The 24170-nt window shown below is 40.0% G+C and carries 29 protein-coding genes and 1 pseudogene; 19 read left to right on the top strand and 11 right to left on the bottom strand.

Annotated elements, in window-relative coordinates; translation table 11 throughout:
* Positions 1-218 (top strand): hypothetical protein (locus HT696_RS03120; protein WP_240150239.1); only part of this gene is annotated, 218 nt, incomplete at its 5' end.
* A gap of 195 nt (positions 219-413) precedes the next feature.
* On the opposite strand, the gene HT696_RS03115 is transcribed toward HT696_RS03120, so the two are convergent.
* On the bottom strand, positions 414-983 hold the full coding sequence (locus HT696_RS03115; protein WP_173274950.1) for an MptD family putative ECF transporter S component: 570 nt from the start codon (positions 981-983) through the stop codon (positions 414-416).
* A 134-nt stretch (positions 984-1117) separates the two neighbouring features.
* Here HT696_RS03115 and HT696_RS03110 point away from each other — a divergent pair, with 134 nt between their 5' ends.
* The 5 genes from HT696_RS03110 to nrdI all read left to right on the top strand — a co-directional run bounded on the left by HT696_RS03110 (position 1118) and on the right by nrdI (position 5820).
* Positions 1118-1732: a YesL family protein gene (locus HT696_RS03110; RefSeq protein WP_173274951.1), complete on the top strand. Its 615-nt coding sequence runs from the start codon at positions 1118-1120 to the stop codon at positions 1730-1732.
* Complete coding sequence (locus HT696_RS03105) at positions 1710-3380, top strand: sensor histidine kinase (protein ID WP_345789485.1); 1671 nt, start codon at positions 1710-1712, stop codon at positions 3378-3380. The genes HT696_RS03110 and HT696_RS03105 overlap by 23 nt, the downstream gene beginning before the upstream one ends.
* Before the next feature lie 11 nt (positions 3381-3391).
* Positions 3392-4678 carry a response regulator transcription factor gene (locus HT696_RS03100; protein ID WP_173274952.1) on the top strand — a complete coding sequence of 429 codons (1287 nt, stop codon included), beginning with the start codon at positions 3392-3394 and terminating at the stop codon, positions 4676-4678.
* A 60-nt stretch (positions 4679-4738) separates the two neighbouring features.
* Positions 4739-5272 carry a hypothetical protein gene (locus HT696_RS03095; RefSeq protein ID WP_000729015.1) on the top strand — a complete coding sequence of 178 codons (534 nt, stop codon included), beginning with the start codon at positions 4739-4741 and terminating at the stop codon, positions 5270-5272.
* A gap of 77 nt (positions 5273-5349) precedes the next feature.
* Positions 5350-5820 carry a class Ib ribonucleoside-diphosphate reductase assembly flavoprotein NrdI gene (gene nrdI / locus HT696_RS03090; RefSeq protein WP_049539619.1) on the top strand — a complete coding sequence of 157 codons (471 nt, stop codon included), beginning with the start codon at positions 5350-5352 and terminating at the stop codon, positions 5818-5820.
* 286 nt (positions 5821-6106) lie between these two features.
* On the opposite strand, the gene HT696_RS03085 is transcribed toward nrdI, so the two are convergent.
* The 3 genes from HT696_RS03085 to HT696_RS03075 form a co-directional block, all read right to left on the bottom strand.
* Positions 6107-7369 (bottom strand): NRAMP family divalent metal transporter, encoded by a 1263-nt coding sequence (locus HT696_RS03085; protein ID WP_173274953.1) that lies wholly within the window; start codon positions 7367-7369, stop codon positions 6107-6109.
* A gap of 215 nt (positions 7370-7584) precedes the next feature.
* Positions 7585-8043 (bottom strand): DUF3021 domain-containing protein, encoded by a 459-nt coding sequence (locus HT696_RS03080; RefSeq protein WP_173274954.1) that lies wholly within the window; start codon positions 8041-8043, stop codon positions 7585-7587.
* On the bottom strand, positions 8040-8480 hold the full coding sequence (locus tag HT696_RS03075) for a LytTR family DNA-binding domain-containing protein (RefSeq protein ID WP_173274955.1): 441 nt from the start codon (positions 8478-8480) through the stop codon (positions 8040-8042). The genes HT696_RS03080 and HT696_RS03075 overlap by 4 nt, the downstream gene beginning before the upstream one ends.
* A 205-nt stretch (positions 8481-8685) precedes the next feature.
* Between HT696_RS03075 and mutL the strand changes: the two genes are divergently transcribed.
* Genes mutL through HT696_RS03060 form a run of 3 tightly spaced genes read left to right on the top strand, consistent with a single transcriptional unit; the run spans position 8686 to position 11817 of the window.
* The gene (mutL, locus tag HT696_RS03070; protein ID WP_173283315.1) at positions 8686-10635 is read left to right on the top strand and encodes a DNA mismatch repair endonuclease MutL; all 1950 of its coding nucleotides are present in this window, start codon (positions 8686-8688) and stop codon (positions 10633-10635) included.
* Between the two features lie 15 nt (positions 10636-10650).
* On the top strand, positions 10651-11244 hold the full coding sequence (gene ruvA, locus HT696_RS03065; RefSeq protein WP_173219189.1) for a Holliday junction branch migration protein RuvA: 594 nt from the start codon (positions 10651-10653) through the stop codon (positions 11242-11244).
* A 9-nt stretch (positions 11245-11253) separates the two neighbouring features.
* Positions 11254-11817 carry a DNA-3-methyladenine glycosylase I gene (locus tag HT696_RS03060; protein WP_173219191.1) on the top strand — a complete coding sequence of 188 codons (564 nt, stop codon included), beginning with the start codon at positions 11254-11256 and terminating at the stop codon, positions 11815-11817.
* Positions 11818-11901: 84 nt separating this feature from the next.
* Here HT696_RS03060 and HT696_RS03055 read toward each other — a convergent pair whose 3' ends face one another.
* The 7 genes and pseudogenes from HT696_RS03055 to HT696_RS10635 all read right to left on the bottom strand — a co-directional run bounded on the left by HT696_RS03055 (position 11902) and on the right by HT696_RS10635 (position 18565).
* Entirely contained in the window at positions 11902-12165 is a 264-nt protein-coding gene (locus HT696_RS03055) for a SemiSWEET family transporter (RefSeq protein ID WP_000166114.1), read from the bottom strand.
* 105 nt (positions 12166-12270) lie between these two features.
* The gene (locus tag HT696_RS03050) at positions 12271-13305 is read right to left on the bottom strand and encodes a S66 peptidase family protein (RefSeq protein ID WP_173283313.1); all 1035 of its coding nucleotides are present in this window, start codon (positions 13303-13305) and stop codon (positions 12271-12273) included.
* A gap of 278 nt (positions 13306-13583) precedes the next feature.
* Entirely contained in the window at positions 13584-14261 is a 678-nt protein-coding gene (locus HT696_RS03045; RefSeq protein ID WP_173219197.1) for a DUF1129 domain-containing protein, read from the bottom strand.
* Between the two features lie 11 nt (positions 14262-14272).
* Positions 14273-15217 (bottom strand): magnesium transporter CorA family protein, encoded by a 945-nt coding sequence (locus tag HT696_RS03040; protein ID WP_000815623.1) that lies wholly within the window; start codon positions 15215-15217, stop codon positions 14273-14275.
* 160 nt (positions 15218-15377) lie between these two features.
* Positions 15378-16545 (bottom strand): annotated as a pseudogene (locus tag HT696_RS03035) (site-specific integrase).
* Positions 16546-16705: 160 nt separating this feature from the next.
* The gene (locus tag HT696_RS03030; RefSeq protein WP_078748291.1) at positions 16706-17530 is read right to left on the bottom strand and encodes a KilA-N domain-containing protein; all 825 of its coding nucleotides are present in this window, start codon (positions 17528-17530) and stop codon (positions 16706-16708) included.
* A 477-nt stretch (positions 17531-18007) separates the two neighbouring features.
* Positions 18008-18565 carry a helix-turn-helix domain-containing protein gene (locus tag HT696_RS10635; RefSeq protein ID WP_240147153.1) on the bottom strand — a complete coding sequence of 186 codons (558 nt, stop codon included), beginning with the start codon at positions 18563-18565 and terminating at the stop codon, positions 18008-18010.
* 207 nt (positions 18566-18772) lie between these two features.
* On the opposite strand from HT696_RS10635, the gene HT696_RS03020 reads away from it, so the two are divergent.
* The 10 genes from HT696_RS03020 (at position 18773) to HT696_RS02975 (ending at position 23775) form a co-directional block, all read left to right on the top strand.
* The gene (locus tag HT696_RS03020) at positions 18773-18973 is read left to right on the top strand and encodes a helix-turn-helix domain-containing protein (RefSeq protein ID WP_000040966.1); all 201 of its coding nucleotides are present in this window, start codon (positions 18773-18775) and stop codon (positions 18971-18973) included.
* 14 nt (positions 18974-18987) lie between these two features.
* On the top strand, positions 18988-19614 hold the full coding sequence (locus HT696_RS03015; RefSeq protein WP_173219203.1) for a Rha family transcriptional regulator: 627 nt from the start codon (positions 18988-18990) through the stop codon (positions 19612-19614).
* A gap of 280 nt (positions 19615-19894) precedes the next feature.
* The gene (locus tag HT696_RS03010; protein ID WP_173282728.1) at positions 19895-20404 is read left to right on the top strand and encodes a hypothetical protein; all 510 of its coding nucleotides are present in this window, start codon (positions 19895-19897) and stop codon (positions 20402-20404) included.
* A gap of 1 nt (position 20405) precedes the next feature.
* Positions 20406-20606 carry a hypothetical protein gene (locus tag HT696_RS03005; RefSeq protein ID WP_173219208.1) on the top strand — a complete coding sequence of 67 codons (201 nt, stop codon included), beginning with the start codon at positions 20406-20408 and terminating at the stop codon, positions 20604-20606.
* A 1-nt stretch (position 20607) separates the two neighbouring features.
* Complete coding sequence (locus HT696_RS03000; protein ID WP_173219211.1) at positions 20608-20823, top strand: hypothetical protein; 216 nt, start codon at positions 20608-20610, stop codon at positions 20821-20823.
* Complete coding sequence (locus tag HT696_RS02995; protein WP_173219213.1) at positions 20820-21161, top strand: DNA-binding protein; 342 nt, start codon at positions 20820-20822, stop codon at positions 21159-21161. The genes HT696_RS03000 and HT696_RS02995 overlap by 4 nt, the downstream gene beginning before the upstream one ends.
* The gene (locus HT696_RS02990; protein ID WP_173219216.1) at positions 21154-21429 is read left to right on the top strand and encodes an XRE family transcriptional regulator; all 276 of its coding nucleotides are present in this window, start codon (positions 21154-21156) and stop codon (positions 21427-21429) included. Before HT696_RS02995 ends, HT696_RS02990 begins: the two co-directional genes overlap by 8 nt.
* Positions 21422-21577, top strand: coding sequence for a hypothetical protein (locus HT696_RS02985; protein ID WP_173219219.1), 156 nt, complete (start codon positions 21422-21424; stop codon positions 21575-21577). Before HT696_RS02990 ends, HT696_RS02985 begins: the two co-directional genes overlap by 8 nt.
* A 3-nt stretch (positions 21578-21580) precedes the next feature.
* Positions 21581-22810, top strand: a complete 1230-nt coding sequence (locus HT696_RS02980; RefSeq protein ID WP_173219222.1) for an AAA family ATPase — start codon at positions 21581-21583, stop codon at positions 22808-22810.
* Positions 22811-23268: 458 nt separating this feature from the next.
* On the top strand, positions 23269-23775 hold the full coding sequence (locus tag HT696_RS02975; RefSeq protein WP_173219225.1) for a hypothetical protein: 507 nt from the start codon (positions 23269-23271) through the stop codon (positions 23773-23775).
* The last annotated feature ends 395 nt before the right edge of the window (positions 23776-24170 follow it).

The following is a 24170-nucleotide window of genomic DNA, read 5'->3' as shown; positions in this document are numbered from 1 at the left end:
AAGATCTTCCAGATTTGATTCGTGTGACGACTGTGACCTTGATTTCCCTTGTTGGTGAAACAGCTATGGCCGGTGCGGTTGGAGCTGGTGGTATCGGTAACGTGGCCATCGCTTATGGATTTAACCGTTACAATCACGATAAAACTATCTTGGCAACCATCATTATCATTTTGATTATCTTTAAATTCATACTCAATGAAAATCAAAGAGCAAAGTAGGAAACTAGCCGCAGGTTGCTCAAAACACTGTTTTGAGGTTGGAGATAAGACTGACGAAGTCAGTTACATATACCTACGGCAAGGCGACGTTGACGTGGTTTGAAGAGATTTTCGAAGAGTATCAATTCTTGGGAGACTTCTTGACCAAGTCTTGAGCCATAAATAAAAAAGAGCCGTGTGGCTCTTTTTTAGTAATCAGATTTTCTGTGCCAATTTTTTACTCAAGACTTGTCCAATCAAGGCACCCATTAGGGCTCCGATGACAACACTTGCGATAAATAGAAGGATGGTTCCAGGATTTGGCGTGACCATGATACGGTCGATATATTCTTGCGATTTTCCTCTTGCTAGAAGGGTTGCCATATAGGCTTTGGGGGCAATCCACATAAGTAGAATTGGACCAGTTGAGCTAAAGGCAAAGAGAATGAAAGAAAGGAAGTTCTTTGTTTGGTCCTTGTATTTTCCGAGGCTAGCTACTCCATCTGCTAGCAGGCCACAGATAATTCCAGGAAGGAAGGCACCGGCACCGTGTTTAGTTCCCAAGAAAAAGAGGGCGATAACAAGACCGATAGTGGTAATGGCTCCAAAGCGCGGAACTTTTGCGACTAGGATCATATAGACGCTACCGCCGACAAGGGCAGTAAAGGCAGGCGCATAAAACATGTTTCCAGTTTGGTCAAAGAGATTGCCCAAAAGGACACCAATCCCCATGCAGAGGAAGTAAAGAACTGCAAAAAGCAGTGTAGTTAAGATAGATTTTTTCATGAATCATCTCCTGATAATTTTTTCACAATTCTCATTTTACCATGGTTTGGTGGGATTGTAAATGGATACTAGAAGTTTTTGAAAACGCTTGAAATATGATATAATAGTTTCATAGTTATTTTTAGGAGGATATCATGGGGAGATTTTTAGACTTTGTCTTTAATCGTTTCTTTTTAGGGATGATTGCGACAGCCTTCTTTTGGCTATTAACTTTAGCAGGAGGGATTATCCTTGGTCTAGCGCCGGCTAGTGCCACCTTGATGAGCTTGTATGCAGAACATGGTTATAGCTTTCGGGAATACAGTTTGAAGGAGGCGTGGTCTCTTTATAAGCAAAATTTTGTCTCAAGCAACCTGATTTTCTATAGCTTTTTAGGGGTGGATCTAGTTTTGGTCTATGGCTTGTATCTCTTGGTGCAATTGCCTCATCAGACTATTATTCATTTGATTGCGACCTTTTTGAATGTTCTAGTAGTTGCCCTGCTGTTTTTGGCTTATACAGTATCTTTGAAATTACAAGTTTATTTTGACTTGTCTTATCGAAATAGTCTCAAACTATCCTTGATTGGCATCTTTATGAGCTTAGCGGCTGTGGCCAAGGTTCTCCTTGGGACAGTGTTACTTGTGGCAATTGGTTACTATATGCCTGCTCTTCTTTTCTTTGTAGGAATTGGGATGTGGCATTTCTTTATCAGTGATATATTGGAACCGGTCTATGAAAGTATCCATGAAAAATTGGCGACAAAGTAGGATGAAGCAGTTTTGGCTACATACGCTTCTAAGAACCTACAGTTCAGTTATGATGATTATTATTGCGAGTTTTGCAATCTTACTCTCTTACGCTGACTGGGATTCACGGGAAAAGGAAGCTCAGAGAGTGGCCCAGCGTGTAACTGCTAGAACAGTGAGTGAAATTGAATATTACCATAGAGAGTCAACCCAGATAGCTCAGGCTTTAGTTGAAAATCAAGCTCGTATTGAGGGAATCTATAAATACTTTAGTCTTAGCATGCCAGACTATTTTTACTGGCAATTAGAGCGGAAAGCTTCGCCTTATGTATCAGTCTCTCTGCATGAAAATGTTGATGACCTCTATGTTCGAAATGATTTTGTAACTGGAGTGGCCATTGCTTTTCAAGATTACAAGGAAGTATATGTTTCTACTAAAGACAAACGTAGTGGAGAAAAAATCAGGGCTGAGGATTTTAAACCAGCAGGAAATAGTTTTGCCATTCCGGTGTCAGATCCAGTGTCAGATCAAGATTTAGGAGTGATTTACATCTCCTTGGACCCTGCTGTTTTATACCATGCCATTGATAATACTAGAGGTCATACTCCGATGGCAGTAACAGTGACCTCACCTTTTGATACGGAGATTTTTCATATTGGTGAGACAGTTGATAAGGAGAGTGAAAATTGGCTAGTTGGCTTAACTTCTCATGGTTATCAGGTTCAGGTGGCAGTTCCCAAAAACTTTGTTTTACAAGGAACGGTGACCAGCTCTGCTTTGATTGTGGGCTTGAGCCTTCTCTTTATTGTCATTCTTTATCTGACTTTGAGGCAGACCTTTGCTAATTACCAAAAGCAGGTAGTGGATTTGGTGGATTCCATTCAAGTCATTGCTCAAGGCGAAGAGGGTCGTCGGATTGACATTTCCGAGAAAGATCAGGAATTGCTCCTAATCGCAGAGACTACTAATGATATGTTGGATCGATTGGAAAAGAATATCCATGATATTTACCAGTTAGAGCTGAGTCAAAAAGATGCCAATATGCGAGCACTGCAGGCGCAAATCAATCCTCATTTTATGTATAATACGCTGGAGTTCTTGCGCATGTATGCAGTTATGCAGAGTCAGGACGAGTTGGCAGATATCATTTATGAGTTCAGTAGTCTCTTGCGTAACAATATTTCCGATGAAAGAGAGACCCTCCTCAAACAGGAATTAGAATTTTGCCGTAAATACAGCTATCTCTGCATGGTTCGCTATCCCAAGTCCATTGCCTATGGTTTCAAGATAGATCCAGAGTTAGAGAATATGAAGATTCCCAAGTTTACCTTACAACCTCTGGTAGAAAATTATTTCGCGCATGGTGTTGACCACAGACGGACAGATAATGTGATTAGCATCAAGGCGCTTAAACAGGACGGTTTTGTGGAAATTTTAGTGGTAGATAATGGCCGTGGAATGTCGGCTGAAAAACTGGCAAGTATTCGAGAAAAATTAAGTCAGAGACATTTTGAACACCAAGCCAGCTACAGTGATCAAAGGCAGTCTATCGGGATTGTCAATGTCCATGAGCGTTTTGTGCTCTATTTTGGGGATCGATATGCTATTACTATAGATTCTGCAGAGCAAGCAGGTGTTCAGTATCGTATTACAATTCAAGATGAGTAGAAAGGGAGAAGATGTATAAAGTATTATTAGTAGATGATGAGTACATGGTGACAGAAGGTCTGAAGCGTTTGATCCCCTTTGATAAGTGGGATATGGAGGTCGTCGCAACAGCCAGTCATGCCGATGAAGCCCTAGAATATGTGCAGGAAAATCCCGTCGATGTTATCATTTCAGATGTCAATATGCCAGACAAAACAGGGCTCGATATGATTCGGGAAATGAAAGAGATTTTACCAGATGCTGCTTATATCCTGCTTTCAGGTTATCAGGAGTTTGATTATGTCAAAAAGGCCATGAACCTTAGTGTTGTGGACTATCTAGTTAAGCCAGTAGATAAGGTAGAATTGGGAAATCTGTTGGAAAAGATTGCAGGTCAGCTCGGTGAGAGAGTAAAGAAAAGTCAGACCCTCAGTCAAGATTTAGACGAGGCTGGATTTGTTAGTTATCTAGGAGGTAAGGAGAATTGGTGGATAGGTCTATCCAAGGAAAAACAAGGCTCCTTCACCATTCCCTACTATGTCTTAGGCCAAGACTGGCAGATTTTCATTTCTGACCAAGCCCTAGATGGTTTAGTCGTTACTCCCTTTGAAGCTCCCTATCAAGAACAATTTGAACGCTGGAAGCTGAATGCTGAGAAAGCCCTCTTTTACGGTTCTGTAAATCTACAACAGTCTCAGAGTCTCTTTGCCTATTACGAACCGATTTATAGGGTTATCATTCAGGGGAATCTCAATCAAATCGTGGAAGAGTTAAACCTCTTGGAGAAGGTGGTTCTTGAAAATACACCGCGTGTTCCCATTACCAAACAGCTTTTTATCCAGTTTGTCATGGATGTTTTCCACTTGTTTGAACATCTCAAAGCTGATGATATGACGAATATCGTCAAAACCATTCATGCTATTCAATCCTTCGATGAATTGATTTCTTATATCAAGGAAACTCTGATCAGCTTTTTCGGTCAATACCGTATGAATGAAAATGTGGTCAGTGTGCTGGAAGTCATTGGGCGTGATTATCAGAAAGAACTTTCTCTCAAGGATATTAGTAAGGATCTTTTTATCAATCCTGTCTATCTGGGGCAGTTGATTAAGCGAGAAACCGATTCGACCTTTGCAGAATTACTAAACAAACAACGTATTAAGGCTGCCCAGCAGCTCTTGCTTTCAACCAGTGACAGTATCGAAGATATTTGTTATGCTGTTGGTTACAGTAACCTTGGATATTTCTATAAAGTGTTCCGAAAATTGTGCGGAAAATCGCCAAAAGCCTACCGAAAACAGGTAGAAACGATACTGTAAGATTTGTATTCCTTTACAAAATGTGCTATAATATGAATAATATTATTAGGAGGTTCTATCATGAAAAAGAAACCGATTTATCTATGGGTCTTGCTAATCTTGTCTGCTCTTATTTCAGCAATGTCTCTGTTTGGAATGTTGAGTCCCTTACCTAGCAAAGAAGCTCTTCGTGCCGCTCAGAAACAAGTTGCAGGGGTCAGTGCTCAGCAATTAGAAGACCAGCTTAATTACAACTATGGAGTAGCAGAAGCGTATCATTCTATTTTTAATATGGCCTTGATTGTGCTATCTGCTATTTTAGTGGTCGTAGCGATTGTCTTCCTTATTCGTAAGAATTTGCAATATGCAAACTATACTTACGTTGGCTATGTTTTGTTAGCTATTATCGGTTCGATTTATGGCTATGTTGGTTTACAGGACGCTGTGCAGTTGGTTCAAGATGAGAGCATGCGTTTGACAATGAGTATTGGTTCAAAAGCTGTCAGCATTTTCTATATCGTCATCAATGTTCTCTTCCTAGCTCTTGTCTTCTATAAGATGTGGCGTCAGCAGAAAGCCTTGGCAGAAGAAGAGGAAGCAGAAAATCTTGCCTAAGTATTGACAAAAAAGAACTATCAAGATACAATCTTGGTAGTTCTTTTTCGATTAAAAATAAAATCATGGAGGTACATATGAAGACAATTTCTTTAGTTTATATTAGTTTGAGTGGCAACACTGAAAGTTTTGTGACGCGCTTGAAAGATTATCTCTTGTCCCAGTACGAGGGGATTGAAGTCCAAAAGATTCATATCAAGGATTTGGTCAAGGAAGGTCATGATTTCTATGAAATGGACCACCCTTACGTCGCTTTTTTGCCGACCTATCTCGAAGGTGGGAATGGCGTGGATAATGGAGATGTCGAGATTTTGACGACACCCGTTGGGGATTTTATCGCCTATGGTGACAATGCTAGTAAGTGTTTTGGTGTGGTTGGTTCAGGGAATCGTAACTTTAATAACCAATACTGCCTGACAGCCAAGCAATACAGTCAACGTTTTGGCTTCCCTGTATTGGCTGACTTTGAAATGCGAGGCATGCTGGAAGACATCAAACGTGTCGCAGCTATTATCGCAGATTTGTATGAGTTGGAAAAGGAGAATTAAAATCAATATAAGAGGCGTTTGGGATTTTTCAACTGTTTTTTTTGAGTATAAATAGTTTTTAAGAACATAAAAAAGCATAAGTTCAGGTATTCAAAACCTTGTTCTTATGCTTTTTATCATAGAAATATTTGCTGAATTTTCTCTTGAAATGAAACCTTATACTCAATGAAAATCAAAGAGCAAACTAGGAAACTAGCCGCAGGCTGTACTTGAGTACGGCAAGGCGACGTTGACGTGGTTTGAATTTGATTTGCGAAGAGTATTATCTTCATCTCGCGCTTGTCAGTTAACCTGCTTTTCCGATTGCGAGTGCGTAGATAAAGAAGATGGCGAAGCCAAAGAGGAAAATCAATCCTGCAATGGCAAGGTGTTTGAGCCAAGAAGGAAGATTTTTGTTTTCATGCGTTACCAAGGCGTAATTCAAAAGAGCGAAGAATGGTGTTGTCAGGAAAGAACCAATCATGGCAAAGCGGAGCATGGTCGAAACCTGACCGGCGAAGAACTTGATAATGACGATACCGATGATAGCAGTGATGGTCATCCAGATGTTCAAAGATTTACGATTGTCTTCTTTTTGACTGATTAGCAGTCGGAGAGATTCCTGATTGACGCGAGAATAGCCATCGATAACAGTGATAACTGTTCCAAAGATACAGAGGAAAGCAATAAAGGTAATCAAGTAACGGGACCATTCGCCAAGAACAGAGGCATACATGCCCACGAATTGAGAGATGTATTTGGCTGAAGCAGCTTCAACCGCCTGCCCTGTAGGATACTGAATAAGTGCTCCCAGTGCCACAAAGAAGACGGCTAGAATAGCTGTTCCAATATAACCAGTGTTAAAGTCAAACAGAGCGTCCTCTGTGTTAAAGTTGACGGTCTTTTTCTTTTCAGCAGACCAAAGTGAATTGATAGCTGAAATTTCAATAGGAGCTGGCATCCATCCTAGGAGGGAGACGATGAAGGGCAGAGCTGCCATTTGCCAAGGTGTCTTCTCGACAAAATCAGAACTGTATTCTGGATGCTTGACCGCTGCGATGATAACTGCAAGAACAGTTGCAATGGTCAAAGCAGACATAATCCATTTGACCATGCCGTCTAAAAGTTTGTAGCCTCCAAAGAGTAGCATAGCCCAAATGATGGCAACGAGAATGAGGGACCACTGAGTGATGCTAAGTCCAATCATTGGGAAGGCACTGGCGATGATAGCTGAGCACAGAATGGCGACACCAGCTGTGTTGACCATAGCCGAAAAGACATTTAGGATAAAGAAAATCCAGAGATAGAGTTTTCCTTTTTCGGCATAACCTTCAACCAAAGTCTTTCCAGTATCAGCGGTGTATTCAGCACCAAAACGGAAAAATGGATATTTAAAGACATTGGCTAAGATAACCAAGAGAAGTAGAGACCAACCGTAAGAACCGCCAGCTTGAGTTGAGGATACAATGTGGGAACCGCCAACAGCGGCAGAAGCCATTAGGATTCCAGGCCCCATTGCTTTTAGTTTACTTGTCCAGGTTGATTGATTTAAGGAAATAGCTTGCGACATGATAAATACTCCTTTTTGAATTTTCAGAATAATCTGGATATGTAATCTATATTCTACAAAAAACTTTGGGAAAATGCAAGAATATTTTGAAAAAAGATAGAAAATTACAGAAAATTTACAAAGAAGATCTGAAAATAACTGCTATGATAGTAAGGTACAGCAGGATAAAGAAAAACCGAGAAGTCTCTTTCTCGGATTTGCTTATTATGAGGTTCTTACTTTTTATGCTTCAAGAGTTGATTGATATGGTCTACTTTTTTTGATGCTCTTTTATAGGAAATAGTCCAAATGATAAGGTAGACAATCGCAAACTCAAGGATGAGCTGGAGATAGAAGAACCAGTGGAAGGGGAACCAACCAGCCAGAGTTGCTAGTGGGATAAAGCCTACTAGCATGAGGAAAAAATGAGTCAGAGTTGCACGGAGCAAGCTCCAATCACGGCTGAATAATCGCTTTCCAAAGTTGAAGAGAATACCGATAGCTGCCCAAATAAGTGTGCAGTAGAGCAAGACCAAGGCACCGTGAACCTGATGTTGCACCATCACTTGTCCGATCAGAGACTCGGGACTTAGTGGGGCGTAGGTGTTTGGGGCGTAGATGAATGAAAAGATGATAGAGAGGATGAGGCCGATGAGGACACCGGCAGCTGCATCGTGAAATACTTGTTTTTTCATAGTTCTAATTTCTCCTTGATGGTTTTTAGGTAACGACGTGAAGAGTAGGTGAAACTTTCGTTTTTTAGAAAGATTTCTACTAGACCGTTGGGCGTGAGCTTGAGATGAGAGATGGAGTTGATATTGATGATTTCTGATTGGGAAATTTGGATAAAATTGCTTGGCAAAAGTTCAAGGACCTGATAGAGCCGTAAATCAATGTTGTAGGTCTGACTCGCGGTTTCTGCTAGAACCTTTCGATTCTCGATATAGAAGCGTTGTATCTTACCAATCTCAACGAGATAGACCTGATCATCGATTTTTCCTTTGATTGTTTCTTTTCGGTCAAGATTTTCTGCGAAATCGATGACTTTCTGGACTTTATCTGTCGGCTGAGGTGCTTGAACAATCAGCTTTTCCTCTTCGTAAGTTTCACTAATCTGTAGTTCTACTTTCATAAATTTCTCTCCTTTTCAGTTATACAAGGTTGTGATCACTTCCTGTATATCTTTATTAAACACTATTTTAGGAGACCTGGCAAGGTACTTTGTCTATGTGGAGGGATTTGGCTCCTATGTGGTGGAGCTTTTCTGTCCTATCTGAAATATGGTATAATAGCACTAATCAATTTCTAGGAAAATAGATACAGAAAGGGGCTGAAAGATGTCTCATATTATTGAATTGCCAGAGGTGCTGGCAAACCAGATTGCAGCTGGAGAGGTTATCGAGCGTCCAGCTAGTGTTGTTAAGGAGCTGGTAGAAAACGCCATTGACGCGGGCTCTAGTCAGATTATCGTTGAGATTGAGGAAGCTGGTCTCAAGAAGATTCAAATCACAGATAATGGTCATGGAATTGCTCACGATGAGGTGGAATTGGCCTTGCGTCGTCATGCGACCAGTAAGATAAAAAATCAAGCAGATCTCTTTCGGATTCGGACGCTTGGTTTTCGTGGTGAAGCCTTGCCTTCTATTGCGTCTGTTAGTGTCTTGACTTTGTTGACGGCGGTGGATAGTGCTAGTCATGGAACCAAGTTAGTCGCTCGTGGAGGAGAAGTAGAAGAAATCATTCCAGCGACTAGTCCTGTGGGAACCAAGGTTTGTGTGGAGGACCTCTTTTTCAACACACCTGCCCGCCTCAAGTATATGAAGAGCCAGCAAGCAGAGTTGTCTCATATCATTGATATTGTTAATCGTCTGGGTTTAGCCCATCCTGAGATTTCTTTTAGTTTGATCAGTGATGGCAAGGAAATGACGCGAACAGCAGGGACTGGTCAACTGCGACAAGCAATCGCAGGGATTTATGGTTTAGCTAGCGCCAAGAAGATGATTGAAATTGAGAATTCTGACCTTGATTTCGAAATTTCTGGCTTTGTGTCCTTGCCTGAGTTAACTAGAGCCAACCGCAACTATATCAGTCTCTTCATCAATGGCCGTTATATCAAGAACTTTTTACTCAATCGTGCTATTTTAGATGGTTACGGAAGTAAGCTCATGGTAGGCCGTTTTCCACTAGCTGTCATTCACATTCATATCGACCCCTATCTAGCGGATGTCAATGTGCATCCAACCAAGCAAGAGGTGCGGATTTCCAAGGAAAAAGAACTGATGACGCTGGTCTCAGAAGCTATTTCTAATAGTCTCAAGGAACAAACCTTGATACCTGATGCCTTGGAAAATCTTGCCAAATCGACCGTGCGCAATCGTGAGAAGGTGGAGCAAACTATTCTCCCACTCAAAGAAAATACGCTCTACTATGAGAAAACTGAGCCTACAAGACCTAGTCAAGCTGAGGTGGCTGATTATCAGGTGGAATTGACTGAGGAAGGGCAAGACTTGACTTTGTTTGCCAAGGAAACCTTAGATCAATTGACCAAGCCAGCTAAACTGCATTTTGCAGAGAGAAAGCCTGCTAACTACGACCAGCTAGATCACCCAGAGTTAGACCTTGCGAGTCTTGATAAGGCCTATGACAAGCTGGAGCGAGAAGAATCATCCAGCTTCCCAGAGTTGGAATTTTTCGGACAGATGCATGGAACCTATCTCTTTGCCCAAGGGCGAGATGGGCTCTACATCATAGACCAACATGCGGCTCAGGAACGGGTTAAGTACGAGGAGTACCGTGAAAGCATTGGCAATGTTGACCAGAGCCAGCAGCAACTCCTAGTGCCCTATATCTTTGAATTTCCAGCGGATGATGCCCTTCGGCTCAAGGAAAGAATGGCGCTTTTAGAGGAAGTGGGCGTCTTTCTAGCAGAGTACGGGGAGAATCAATTTATCCTACGTGAACATCCTATTTGGATGGCAGAGGAGGAGATTGAGTCAGGAATCTATGAAATGTGTGACATGCTCCTTTTGACCAAGGAAGTTTCTATCAAGAAATACCGAGCAGAGCTGGCTATCATGATGTCCTGCAAACGGTCTATTAAGGCCAATCACCGTATCGATGACCACTCAGCTAGGCAACTCCTCTATCAACTTTCTCAATGTGACAATCCCTACAACTGTCCTCACGGACGTCCTGTTTTGGTGCATTTTACTAAGTCGGATATGGAAAAGATGTTCCGACGCATTCAGGAAAATCACACCAGTCTCCGTGAGTTGGGGAAATATTAAACTAAAAGGAAAACTATGTACGAATATTTAAAAGGAATCATTACCAAAATCACTGCTAAATACATTGTTCTTGAAACCAACGGTATCGGTTATATCCTGCATGTGGCCAATCCCTATGCTTACTCGGGACAGGTCAATCAGGAGGCTCAGATTTATGTGCATCAAGTCGTGCGTGAGGACGCTCATCTGCTTTATGGATTTCGCTCAGAAGACGAGAAAAAACTCTTTCTCAGTCTGATTTCGGTCTCTGGGATTGGTCCTGTATCAGCTCTTGCTATTATCGCTGCTGATGACAATGCTGGCTTGGTTCAAGCCATTGAAACCAAGAACATCACCTACTTGACCAAATTCCCTAAAATTGGCAAGAAAACAGCCCAGCAGATGGTGCTGGACTTGGAAGGCAAGGTAGTAGTTGCAGGAGATGACCTTCCTGCTAAGGTGGCAGTGCAAGCTAGCACTGAAAACCAAGAACTGGAAGAAGCCATGGAAGCTATGCTGGCTCTGGGCTACAAGGCAACAGAACTCAAGAAAATCAAGAAATTCTTTGAAGGAACGACAGATACAGCTGAGAACTATATCAAGTCGGCCCTTAAAATGTTGGTCAAATAGGAGTAGAGCATGACAAAACGTTGTTCGTGGGTCAAGATGACCAATCCGCTCTACATTGCCTATCATGATGAGGAGTGGGGCCAGCCTCTCCATGATGACCAAGCATTGTTTGAGTTATTGTGTATGGAAACCTATCAGGCAGGCCTATCTTGGGAAACGGTGCTCAACAAACGCCAAGCTTTCCGAGAAGCCTTTCATGGCTATCAAATTCAAGCAGTTGCAGAGATGACCGACACCGAATTGGAAGCCTTGTTAGACAATCCAGCCATCATCCGAAATAGAGCCAAGATTTTTTCTACACGCGCTAATGCTCAAGCCTTTCTACGACTACAGGCAGAGTACGGCTCTTTTGATGCCTATCTTTGGTCTTTTGTTGAGGGGAAAACGATCGTTAATGATGTTCCCGACTACCGCCAAGCCCCAGCTAAAACACCCTTGTCTGAAAAATTAGCCAAAGATCTCAAAAAAAGAGGTTTCAAGTTCACAGGCCCAGTCGCTATCTTGTCTTTTCTACAGGCTGCAGGGCTAGTTGATGACCATGAGAATGATTGTGAGTGGAAAAGCGGCAATTAGTGAGTATAGGTAATTAGAATATCTGAGAATATAGAAAAAAGCTGAGAAACTCTTCCCAGCTTTTTATATATACTATTAGATTTGTTAGAGTGAAGTCAAAAAAGTGATTCCACCTAAAATAACACCAGCTGAATTTGGAATGATTAGTATCCAATCCTTCTTAGGTTCCTTTGTCCATCCATAAATAACCCAGATTAAGCAAGATATAGCAGCTGATAAAGGTTGAAATGGTTGAGCTTTATTTCCCTGTAAATTAGCGATAATTTGAGGTATGTAGGCAATAAATACTATAATTCCAATAAAGGCACCAATAGAACCTACGATTCGATTAATTTTTTGTTTTGTCATATACACCTCCTTCAAAAGGATAACATAGAAATTAGCGAAATGCAATAAATTCAGATACAAATTGTAACGAAAACGAATACAAAAGCACAAAAATAGAGAAACTATTTATTTTTTGTTATAGTCAAAGCGAATGACTTGCTCCTGTGCATCTACATGGGCATGGACGCCAAAGGGGACAATTGCTCTCGGAGTTGCGTGGCCGACATTTAGATTATAGATAATCGGGATATTGCTGTCAATAATATCCAATAGTGCCTCTTTATAGTCGTCATAGAAAGTTTCATCCATAGGTTTTCCGACCAGGAGTCCACTGATGACCTCGAATATACCAGTGTCCTTTAAAGTCCGCAACATCTTTTTGAAGTATTCCGGATCAGGCTTTTCTTCGCTTGTTTCTAGCAAGAGGATCTTTCCTTCCCAGTCTGACAAGTCAGGGAAAAGTTTGTATTCTTGGCAGAGCTCCGTGCTATCTGTGTATCGAGAGTTGTCAAAGATATCATAGAGGGACTCAAGACACCCACCGAGGATTTTTCCCTCGAACTGGGCATTTCCTTGCAACAACTCCAAACCAGTATTTGCATGACTGATACGATGTGTCCCCAGAGCCTTGGGACTAAAATCCGTTCGTTCCTCATACCAAACATTGCTAGGGCGGATTTCTGAAATTCTTCCAGTCTCAATCAATTCTTTAAAGTAGTGAAAGCTATAGGGCAACATCTCCTTGTCTAATTCACAAATGTCTGCTAAGAAGGATTGACCATAAAAAGTCTTGATTCCTAGTTTACGCAACATGAGATGGTTCATGGTTGTATCCGAGAAGCCAAGAAAAATTTTTTGTTTGATAACCTTTTGGAGTTGGTCATTTTCAAAAAGATAAGGTAGTAAGCGATAGGTATCGTCCCCACCGATGGCACATAGGATTATGTCGATGTTATCATCAGAAAAGGCATGAATCAAATCCTCTGCACGAGCTTCAGGATGGTTCTTGATAAAGTCTAATCCTTTTAGCGAATGGGGCAAAAAGATAGGATTGAGTCCCAGGTCCTTGAGACGTTGGACACCCAAGTCCACTTCGTGTTTGACAAAGTCCTCTCCGATAATGCCACTAGATAAACTAACAATACCAATAGTAGAAATCATATCTCATCCTCCTAGAAATAGATTGATACTCTTCGAAAATCTCTTCAAACCACGTCAGCTTTGCCTTGCCGTATGTATGGTTACTGACTTCGTCAGTTTCANNAGTGCTTTGAGCAACCTGCGGCTAACTTCCTAGTTTGCTCTTTGATTTTCATTGAGTATGAGCCTATTTTATCACAAAAGATTAGATAGAGCTATGTGGGATTTCAGAAGAATGCTTTTAAATCAAGAAAGTAGTGAAAAAGCAACCGCACCTGCAGTTGCTTTTATGATTCTTCTTAATAACGTGTTGGTCCTGCACTTGCGCTGCGGATGTTCAAGCGTTTCTTGAGATAGAAGCGAAGGGCTAGGAGGGCTACTCCGATAATAGCCAGCGGCACTGGAGCAAGTACTGGGTTAAGGCTAGCTGGTAGGAAGCTTGTTGCAAAGAAGACAAGCAACCAAAGGAACATAGAAGCTAGGATAACCAGTACAGATTTCCAGAAAGGTGGGCGTTGACTGCGGTCCATATCTGGTCCATAGTATTGGTAAACGAAGTAGTACATCAAGTAGAAGGCAAATCCACCAACCAGTCCAACTAGCAGGAGGGTAATCAAACCGTAACCGATAGCCTGATCTGCTGAGAAGAAGGTTGTGAGGGCGCTGACGAGGGCGAAGAGGCTAGTGATGAAAAGGGCTGAGTCCATAATCATGAGTTTTGGATCATCATTTTCTTTTGGATGCTCTTTTTCATATTGCTCCTTGACAGTGAAGCTGTGAACCCAGTGAGTTGGTGCACCGTAGAGGGAACGAGCAGTAGTGCCTTTGGCTTGCTCTTCAAGGATTTGGGGAATAACTTCCTCAAAAATAGCCTTAATTTCAGCATCTGTTTTTCCATCTTTGATGAATTGTTGGGTAGCGATGTGGACAAATTCTTGGTTTTTCTTAGTTAATTTTTGTAGATCAATCTGAGACATAGGAACTCCTCTTAGAACCATTTTTTATGGATGAGATAGAGAGTGAGCGAGACACTCATAGCAAAGGCGATAAAGACGATTAACCAGAAGGCATTTGGCTCTCCGTTTAGGGGGATTTCATTATCCTTAAAGTTCATCCCGTAGGCAGAAAAGACCATGGTTGGGATGGACATAACGATGGTCACAAGGGCCAAGGTTTTCATGATGTTGTTCTGGTTGTTAGAAATGATAGAGGCGAAGGTCTCTGTCATAGAATGCAAGACGTTTCCATAAATATCTGCCATCTCGATGGCCTGTTGAGTTTCAATCAGGGTATCTTCAAGCAGGTCTTCGTCTTCAAGGTATTTCTTGATATTGCTGGTTGAGCTGGTCAATTTTTTAATCACACGCTCATTTGTTTTGAGGGAAGCCTTGAAATAGACGATGGTTTTTTCCAATTCCATGAGCTCAATCAATTCTTCATTACGAGTTGATTGATGCAGTTGACTTTCGATTTGTTCACTCTTGCGGTCAATCGAACGAAGGGCTGTTAGGTAAAGTTCTGCATTGCGATAGAGAATCTGGAAGATGAAACGCGAACGCATGAAGGTGTAGAAATTACGCAATCGACGGTTGATAAAGACATCGAGGACCGGTAATGGTTCCAAACACGTAGTGATAATGGTTTCCTCGGTGATGATAATACCAAGCGGGATGGTTACGTAGTAGGTGCGGTTATTTCTTTCTTCTGTGACCGGCACGTCAACGATAATCAGGGTGTACTCGTCTTCAATCGTAATACGAGACATTTCTTCCGCATCGAGCGGTGCTCGAAGGTCGGCAATATCAATATCGAAGGCGTTAGCGATTTCGAGTGATTCATTTTGAGTCGGATTGACGAGATTGATCCAAGTACCCGGTTCAAGCGTATCGATCTCTTTAAATTCAGTTGTTGTAGAGAGAAAAACTTGTTTCATATCCCTTATCCTTTCTCATTTTTCATATTTTTTCACACCGTACTATTATACTATAAAATCGGCCTTTTTCAAAATAAATCTAACAAAAATCCTGTTGCTATTGGATTTTTACTTTGTCTTGAAATGTTGATTTTAAAATTTGCTCCCCTTTTTGCTCCCCCTATAGTGCTTTTAGTGCAGTTTCGTAGAATGAGACTGCTTTTTTTGCGTTCTCTTTTGAGAGGTGGCTATATATATCCATGGTCATTGATAAAGTGGAATGACCTAGGCGGTACTGGAGTTCCTTGTATGGTATTCCAGAGTTAAGCAAGAGACTAGCGTGAGTGTGACGGAATCCGTGAAATCCAATGTTAGGAACATCAGCACGCTTAAAATGTGTTTGCAATCTTCTTTTAAGTCTTGAACTGCTAGGATACTCATGAATGAAATCAGAAAATACTACACTTTCACGTTGCCCTATCTTCCAGGCCTCTTTAGTTTGGCGTAGTTTTGTACTGTTTTAGCATGCTAACAGTCGCTTGATCTATATCTATATCCCGATAACTAGTCTTAGATTTTGGGCTATTGATTTCTAAATCCCGATTTAGTGTTTTGGTAACATGTACCACGGCATTATCTAAATCTATATCAGACCAGGAAAGAGCTAAAGCTTCATTGATACGGCAACCAGTAGCCAATAGGAACTTATAGAGCGTTGTCTCATAGTAGTAACGATATCTATCGCTATCTAAATTATCGAGATAACCAAGAAACTTTTTTAGTTCTTGATTTTCAAAGTGTTTTACCTTTCGGCGCTTTGCTTTCTGAGTGTTGCGAGGTAAAACAACATCACGCGCAGGATTAGACGGTATAGCTTGCATGGTTACGCCATACTGTAAGATACGTTTATTTAAAGCGTGTATCTTGTCATAGTGTAGAAAAGCCCCCTTTTCCCCTCTATTAGTCTTGTCAGCAAGTTCGTTGATAATTGACTGGATAAGTGGAGTAGTGAGTTTATCGAGCTTGTAAGCCCCGAAAATGGGCAATATATGATTATCGATTAACTTTCTAACATTGCCTTGAGTGTTTGGCTTAACCGTATTCTTATAACTTTCTAACCAGAGATTGGCTAATTCTTGATAGTTTTTTATGGTGCTAGCCTTTTGTCTAGTAGATCCTGTTTTTTGAAAAGCTATTTTTTCTTGAGTAGCTTTCTGCTTAACTTCTTTTTGTGTCCGCCCCGTTACCTTAGTTTTAACTTTCTTTCCTGTTACCTGGTCAACTCCTAGATATACATTAGCACGATAGACTTTACTACCGTCTTTTTTTATAACTTCAGTTATTTTCATGATTTAAACCTTTCTAAAATACATCAGCAGGCAAGCTATTATCAAAAAGGTTTTAGATTGTGGTTTATATCATGCTAGGGCTTCACAGATTGCCCTGTATTCAATTTTAAATAGTCAGACGGTAAATAATACCAGAGTAGGAAACAAGGCGGATATGGGGCTATTTATCGGCTAGGCGTTTTAGATTGTCCAGAGCTTTTTGATTGTTTTTGTAAAGTACCTCTAACTGTTCTTTGGCGATTCTATTGAGTTCAGTTAGGCGGTTGCTTTGTGATAGCCCTTGTTTTATCATTTCAGCGTTAAGACTTTGTAAATTATTAAGAACTAATAACTGTTCAATAGTGGCATTATCTCGCTGATTGCCGTCTTTTTCTGGGAAAGCTTTCTTGTATTCTTTGGCAGTCATACCGAACAAGGCAACATTAACCAAGTCAGCTTCAGAGGAGTAAGCGTATGATATTTGAGACGGCTGGAGTGTTGGGACAATATTTTCTTTAATTGCATCAGTTTGTATTGTGTAATTGAGTTTTGAAATATAGCGGTTCACTTGCCAATCTAACTGATTTCTATAGGCCTCTTCTTGTTTAAGCCGTTGATAGTCTTGAATGATGTAGAGTTTGAACTCTGGGGAAATCCAAGAAGCAAACTCAAAGGCTATGTCTGAGTGGGCATATGTTCCACCGTAACGGCCAGCTTTTGAAGTGATACCGATGGCGTTCATTCTTTCTATCCATTGTTTAGAAGTCATTACAAGCCTACCAGGTTCATTTCTAACCGTATGGAATTCCATACGGTTAAAATTTGGGTTATTAATACTTTCCCAAGTTGCTAAAAAATCTATAGTAGCGTAACTACTAAGCCAGTTTGATATGACTATTCTAGGATCTTCGCTATTTTTATATTTAGCTATATCGGTCAAGCTGATATAATCAGTATTATTGGCTAGTAAAGTGATTTCTTTACCGTTTGCGTTGATTTTAACCATGGTAGTCCTTTCTAAAACATTGTAAGTGGTTGATATTTGTTGACATCAATAAAATTAGTAGATATGGGGCTTATATAGGCTTGAAGCACGAACGAACCACGAGAATCCACGCGCTTCAGGATTGTTGAACATTGTGGCGCGTGGGCATGCTATAGGTCGCATTTTAAATTCAAGAGTGGTATAATAATGTTGTAATCATCTTATCGGGAGCGTCCTCTATAGTGTATAGAGAGTTAGCACCATCTGGTTCAATTAGGTTGATTATATTAGTCTTGATTAAAGGTAAGGGTATTGACTTACCTTTTTTTGTTGCTATTCTTCAATTTCGCTCATTTTTGCGCTTTAGTCTGTAAAATTGGCTTTCTATTCTTCAATTTCCCCCGTTTTTGCACAATAGACCATGAAAAGATGGTTGATATTGGCAAATATGGGGGATTTTTATCTATATAGACTTACGACTTTGCTGATGGCGTGATATTAGTCATCGTTATATGATTTATCGAAGAAGATAGTGTATCCGTTATTTTCTAAGAAATCAACAGCTTTAGTAAAGTCTTCATCTGCCACTTTTTCAAATAATTTCTTTTTATTTCCACTGTTTAAATCAGCAGTTAAAAGCATATTGTAAAAATTTTCAATTTCTTCATCGTTTAAAACGATTATATTTGATTTTAAGAACTTAACAAAGTTTCTAAATTTTTTGTTGTTTTGCTTTTCTTTTTTTAATTCAGCTTGATACATTAATTCAGCGAGTAAGTCACCTTCTTCTGTAAAAGCAAAATTCATTGCCTCTGTACCGGACATTTTAGAAATTTTTTGGCCTAATTCTTTTATTAAGCTAGAGTCATCCTCATACCCCAGCAGATACCCAACGCTTACCCCGAAGTAGTCAGCTAGTTGCTGGGCTTTTTCTGGTTTAATTTGGCGTTCCTCGTTTTCCCATCGCAATACGGTGATTTTAGATACAGAAATTTCATCAGCTAATCCTTGTTGGGTTAGCCCTTTTTGTTTTCTCAGTTCTTTCAATCTATTCATAATTTATCACACCTTTCACAGATGATTATATCTGATTTTTATAAAAGTATCAAGAAATGATACAAAAAATTCTAAAAAACAGTTGACAATTAACCGAAATGGATATATAATAAAACGAAAGTTATCCAAATTGGATACCACTCCCTTCAACCTTTCACACTTTCAATCTATTCATGGAGGGGGATTTTTTTAGAAAGGAGCAAATCTATGAGCAAACTACGAGGCTATCGGGTTATGTTAGGACTAACTCAGCAACAAATGGCGGACAAGCTAAAAATTTCTTTGCAGTCGTACAACAACAAAGAATTAGGTAAAACGCCATTCAATGACAAAGAACGCCTAGCGATTAAGTCAATGGTTGCAGAAATCAAATCAGATATAACCATAGATGAACTATTTTATAGCTAGAAAGGAGCAAACCGATGGAACTAGTCTATATGGACGGTAAAAAAGAGCCGTATACTACGAGTGCAATCATAGCTGAATGCGCTGGAATAAAACACCACGCAATACAGGAACACATTAGAAAACAAATTGGACGACTGGAGCAATTTGGAAAGGTGTCATTTAAAATGCGACCTTTACAAAGTGGCCAGAATACCAAGGACTATATTTTGAATGAGCAACAAGCAACCTTGTTAGTTACATTCTTAAAGAATACCGAGCAAGTGGCCAACTTCAAAACCAACCTAGTCAAAGCATTCTTTGAAATGCGTGAGGAACTTTCTAAGTTTCGTATGCAGAGGGCGCTAGAAAAGCCAAAAAGAAAAACCTTGCATGACAGTATTGAGAATTGGGAACAAGCCCCAAAGTACCCGCATAGCACCATGAACAACCTGCTACTAAAAGCAGTAACCGACAGGAACGCTAAGCAGTTAAGGGAAGAACGTGGGGGCTATAATGGCATTGATAGCTTGACCAGTGACGAGCTGGAGCAATACCAAGCATTTGAGGATATGGTAATAGCCATGATTGGCTTGAATATGAGTTATCAGGAAATCAAAGCTATGGCATTCAGAAATAAAAAAACACGCCAAAGAAGCGCGTGATTGCAACAAAAAAGGCTTAGCAATAACCACACCGCAAAGCCTTTCACACTAACACTAAAACGAATTTAACAAAAAGCAGGCAAGCTATTATCAAAGAGGTTTTAGTAAAGATTTATACCTAGATTATAGCATATCTAGGGCATTTTGACCATACGGAGAGCGCTAATTCTTTAAACTGGACACCACTTCCAAGCGTTCGCCAACTTGGGGCAATCGCCCAGCGTTTGGAGTGGTGCCAATCCTGTATAAGAAACGACATTAAAGGCCAACGGAGGAAAATATGATAGCAGATAAATTAGAAGCTATTTCAACAAATTTAGAAGAAATACAAGAAAGTCTTGTAGGGGCTGAAACTGCATTAGCTAAAAGAGAAATCAGTAGGGTATTGAACGACTTGGATGATGTTTACAATGAACTAAACAGTACAGAATATCGTGAAAAACAGCAAACACTTAAGGAACAGACGGAAAGGATGAAACAGAGAGTAGTTTCTGAGGTAATAGGAGAATTGGAGTGGGAAGAACGCTCATTTTATGGAAATTATTGGGGTAACACTGATTTTATAAAACTGGTTTCTAGATTTGATGGATTTCTTTTCTTAACCACTTATCTAGCAGAATTGACCAAAGAGAATGTTTATCCTATGGATCAAAGTCAATTATTAAATTATGTATGGGAACTTTTAGCAGTTGATATTGCCAAGAAAAAACGAGGTAAAAAAAATCTCTTGGACTTATGGACAAGTTCGATTGGGTACACCCGTGGAATGATGATTCATGAGGAGGGTTAAAATGACACTAGACCTAGACAACATGACACAGGCAGAATTTGATGAAGTAATGGCTGAGATTAAAGCGAAACGCCCAAACCTCTTCCAGTTTATTGCTGATTTTGTAGATAGAAAGGTAAGCACCGAAGAGGTGGACGAGTTCCTGAAGATGGAGCGAACTGATCAAGTGGACTATATCAAGAATTACAAAGCGAGGGCATAACATGAATGAATTAGATTTGACCAACACACAAGCGGTAATCTTTATGGTGGTATCGATTGGCATATTGCTTTATCTAAACCACCGAGACCGCAAAAAAAGCGCCCAATTTGAGCGAGAAAACCAACAGACGATAGAAACACCTAGCGAGGATTTAAACCCTGATTATGGGCGATATATCCAGCTTGCAGGGGTAAGAGTTTACGGAGGAACTGAATGAGTCTATCAGAGAATGACAAACGAGTATTAAGACTAATCAAGGTAGGGGCTGAGAACTCCATAACAGGGGCAGAAATCAGCCTGATCACTAAGCTGGCAGAAAGAACCGTGCAAGATATTATCAGCCGTCTGATCACGCGCTACGGTGTTCCTATCATCGGGGTACGTCATGGGACATTTAGAGGATATTTTATCCCTGCTAACAAAGAGGAGTTACTGGACGGAGCAAAAGCATTCTATAACCAAGTACAGGAAGAACAGAAACGCCTAACCGTCCTTTTAAATGCTGATTTAGAGAGCTACAAGCAACTACTGAAGGGAGCTGATGAATATGTTTAGTCTTAGTAAAGAGAGCGAATATGAGCTAACTCATGGCGTTCTGGAGCTTGTGGAGAATTACCTGGAGGCGCGTGATACAGTCAAACCACGTTTGACAGGGTTAATCTCAGCCCAGGAGGCTATGGACGAGTTAGATATAAAGTACAAGACACTCCAAAAGTGGGAAGATGCTGGGCTAAGACGATACCAGCCCCCACTAGAAGACACTAGGAAAATCTATTATAAAATATCTGACATCTGGAAGTTTATGGGGGTGGAAAATGGCTAGCTTTGAAAGATTCCCCGGACAGAGAAAATCTGTCCGGACTACCAACGGCTACACTTGGAAAAATAGACAATTAACGCTTGAGCAACGAAAAGAGTTACAACAATTAAAGAAACTGAAAAAGAAACGATTGAAAAACCAGAAAGGATAACCAATGACAGAAATTAAAAAACTAGGACAAGTTCCTGCCGAGACAATAGGGCCATCTGCTAGCATTTTGACAGGATTGTTGAGACGCGGGCAAGTATTGGGTATATCGGCGCCAAGAAGATCCTTAAAGACTAGCGTAGTTATTTCCCTAGCTCTATCTTTAGCCCAGGGGAGTAATTGGCTAGAGTGGAAGAGTAAAAGAGCTTTCAACGTCTTGTATATCAATACGAATCATAAAGAAAACGACTGTTTTAGTAAGTTCATGCAGATTGCCCAACTTTTAGAAGTTGAGCAAAAAGATCTTGACAATATTTCTATCTTAACTCTTCCAAAGTCAACGGCCTTAGAAGATTTAGCCAAAGTTGTAAAAGATAAAGTACCAAACAACGCTTTTCAAGTGGTTATTATTGATAGTATTGATAATTTGAAACTACTGCAGTTCGGGGGCTCCTTAGGGGATTATTTGCAACAGATTAACCAACACGTAGGCGGTGGCCTGATCTATACACAAAGTCATAGAGATAGACCGAAAGGGACTACGGAAAGTTCAGACTTTGCCCAGTGGTCAGAGTCCCTAGCTCATTGCGATAGCTTGTTAGAATTTTTCAAGATGGAATTAGATCCCGAATTGTTACGCCTAGAGAGATTAGAAGCTGTCTGGGATTTGGCCAAGAATGTAATAACTACGCACAATAAAAGATATTTTCAGCTAAATGTAACAAATGACTATATCAATTTCAAAAACAAGAGAGCAACAAGCGAGGATTTACGAAACCATATAGAGGTAGCGCTGGAACATTTACCTACTGAACAAACGCGAGAAATTCTACAAAATTTTGATAACATAGATTTGCCATTAAAAACACGAACTTATTGGAGACTTGAAGCGGTCACCTCGGAAGTTGATTATGACGGGGAGAAAAATTTTCTTTTCTACTATCCACAGTTGATAAACGATAAGGAGAAAATATTAGCTTACCACGAACCAGGAATACCATTACCAAAGGATATTAAAGAAAAGGTGTTGGCTAATGAAGAAATTAGAGAAAGAGCGACGAATAAATTAAAATCTATGATAGCAGACTTTGAACAGGTAAATAATAGATTACCAAGAAAATCAGAGCTTTCACGTTTCGCAAAAATTAGTAGACCTAGCTTAGATAAACTAATTGAGGAATCTGATAATAATGTGGTGGTTATAGATGGATTGATACAAGAAAACCCAACTTATTAACAATTCAAAATGTGTAAAGACTTGTAAATTTTACAATGTAAAGACTTGTAAAAAGTTGTAAAAAAAGTGTAAAAATTTTACAAGATTTTACACCTTTACAAACGTAAAATTTACAACTCTTTACAACTCGGTGTAAAAGATGTAAAATAGCGTTTTTTTACATTTGTAAACTAATAAATAATACCTTTAAACCATTGGTTTTATGGGGTTTGTTGGAATATGTAAAGACTTGTAAAGCGTTGTAAAATTTTACAATGTAAACAGGGACAAAATCAGGGACACGACTAGAATAGCCTAGCGTCAATTCTAGTTTGTCCAAGTGTCCGTGAATTGTGGAAGTAAGAACAGGTACAGGAACAGGGGCGATTGAGCTACGCCCCCTGTAACCCTGTAACCCTGTCCTTCAACACTTCCACGGTGCGCGGGTGTAACTTGTAAAGAAATGGAGTAGGTAACTAGTGGTAAAGAAGAGATTAAAAAAACGAGTTATCCAGGATAAGCACTTTTTAGCATTCAAGACAATGCCCTACATGGAAAATATTGGAGAAGTTATTAAGTGGACTGGTGATAACGAACCGATGAGGTATATTTTTGATAAAGCAAGAAAATATCTAGTGTTCGATAAGCTAACCTGTACATGGCAAGGTATGAACTTTGGAAATCCATCTAGGGAATTGCTGTCTAAAACTCCACGATTAAGGCATAGCACAAAAAGGATATACGAGAAGATGGAGGAAAGAAAGTTGGATCTTCTTTCACCACAAGATGGAGAATCTGCTTCTTATATTTCTGACTGGGAAACTTTTAAAAACAGTGAGCTTATTCAGACTTTGAAGCATGAAGACCAACTACTAAAACATTTTGTAATTATAGCCATACAACAGGGATATATTATCCACGATGAACGTAAAAAACTTGTGGGGATTGACTATCGGAGTATAAAAAAAGGAGGAAAAACAACATGAAAATTAAACTATTTTATCAGAAATACAAGTAAAGCCTAGAGGATTTTGAAAGCCGGGTAAATGGTTTTATGGCAGGCGTTGAAGTTATTGACGTGAAATATACAGAGGCAACAGTGGGGAATAGTGAGGATATGGATACACTAACCAGTATGATGGTTCTATACAAATAGCATGAGAGGCTAAACATGGAAATACAAGAAGGCTTTATTTATTTCAAAAGTTATGGTATAATAAAACTGTTAGAGGTTCCAAGGTTTGGGAGTATCACGCTTAAAATACAAGACGGCGAGATTGTCTCCAGCGTGGAATCTAAAACAACAATATTTAAAAAGAATACTGACTGAAAAAATCAGAGGTATAGCATAAAGTAGAGTAATCTATTTTGGCTATGCCTC

This window comes from Streptococcus sp. 9903 (assembly GCF_013276625.1).
GTDB lineage: Bacteria > Bacillota > Bacilli > Lactobacillales > Streptococcaceae > Streptococcus.
Note: the sequence above shows the minus strand (reverse complement) of the source record. Positions and strands in the feature narration are given on the sequence as shown.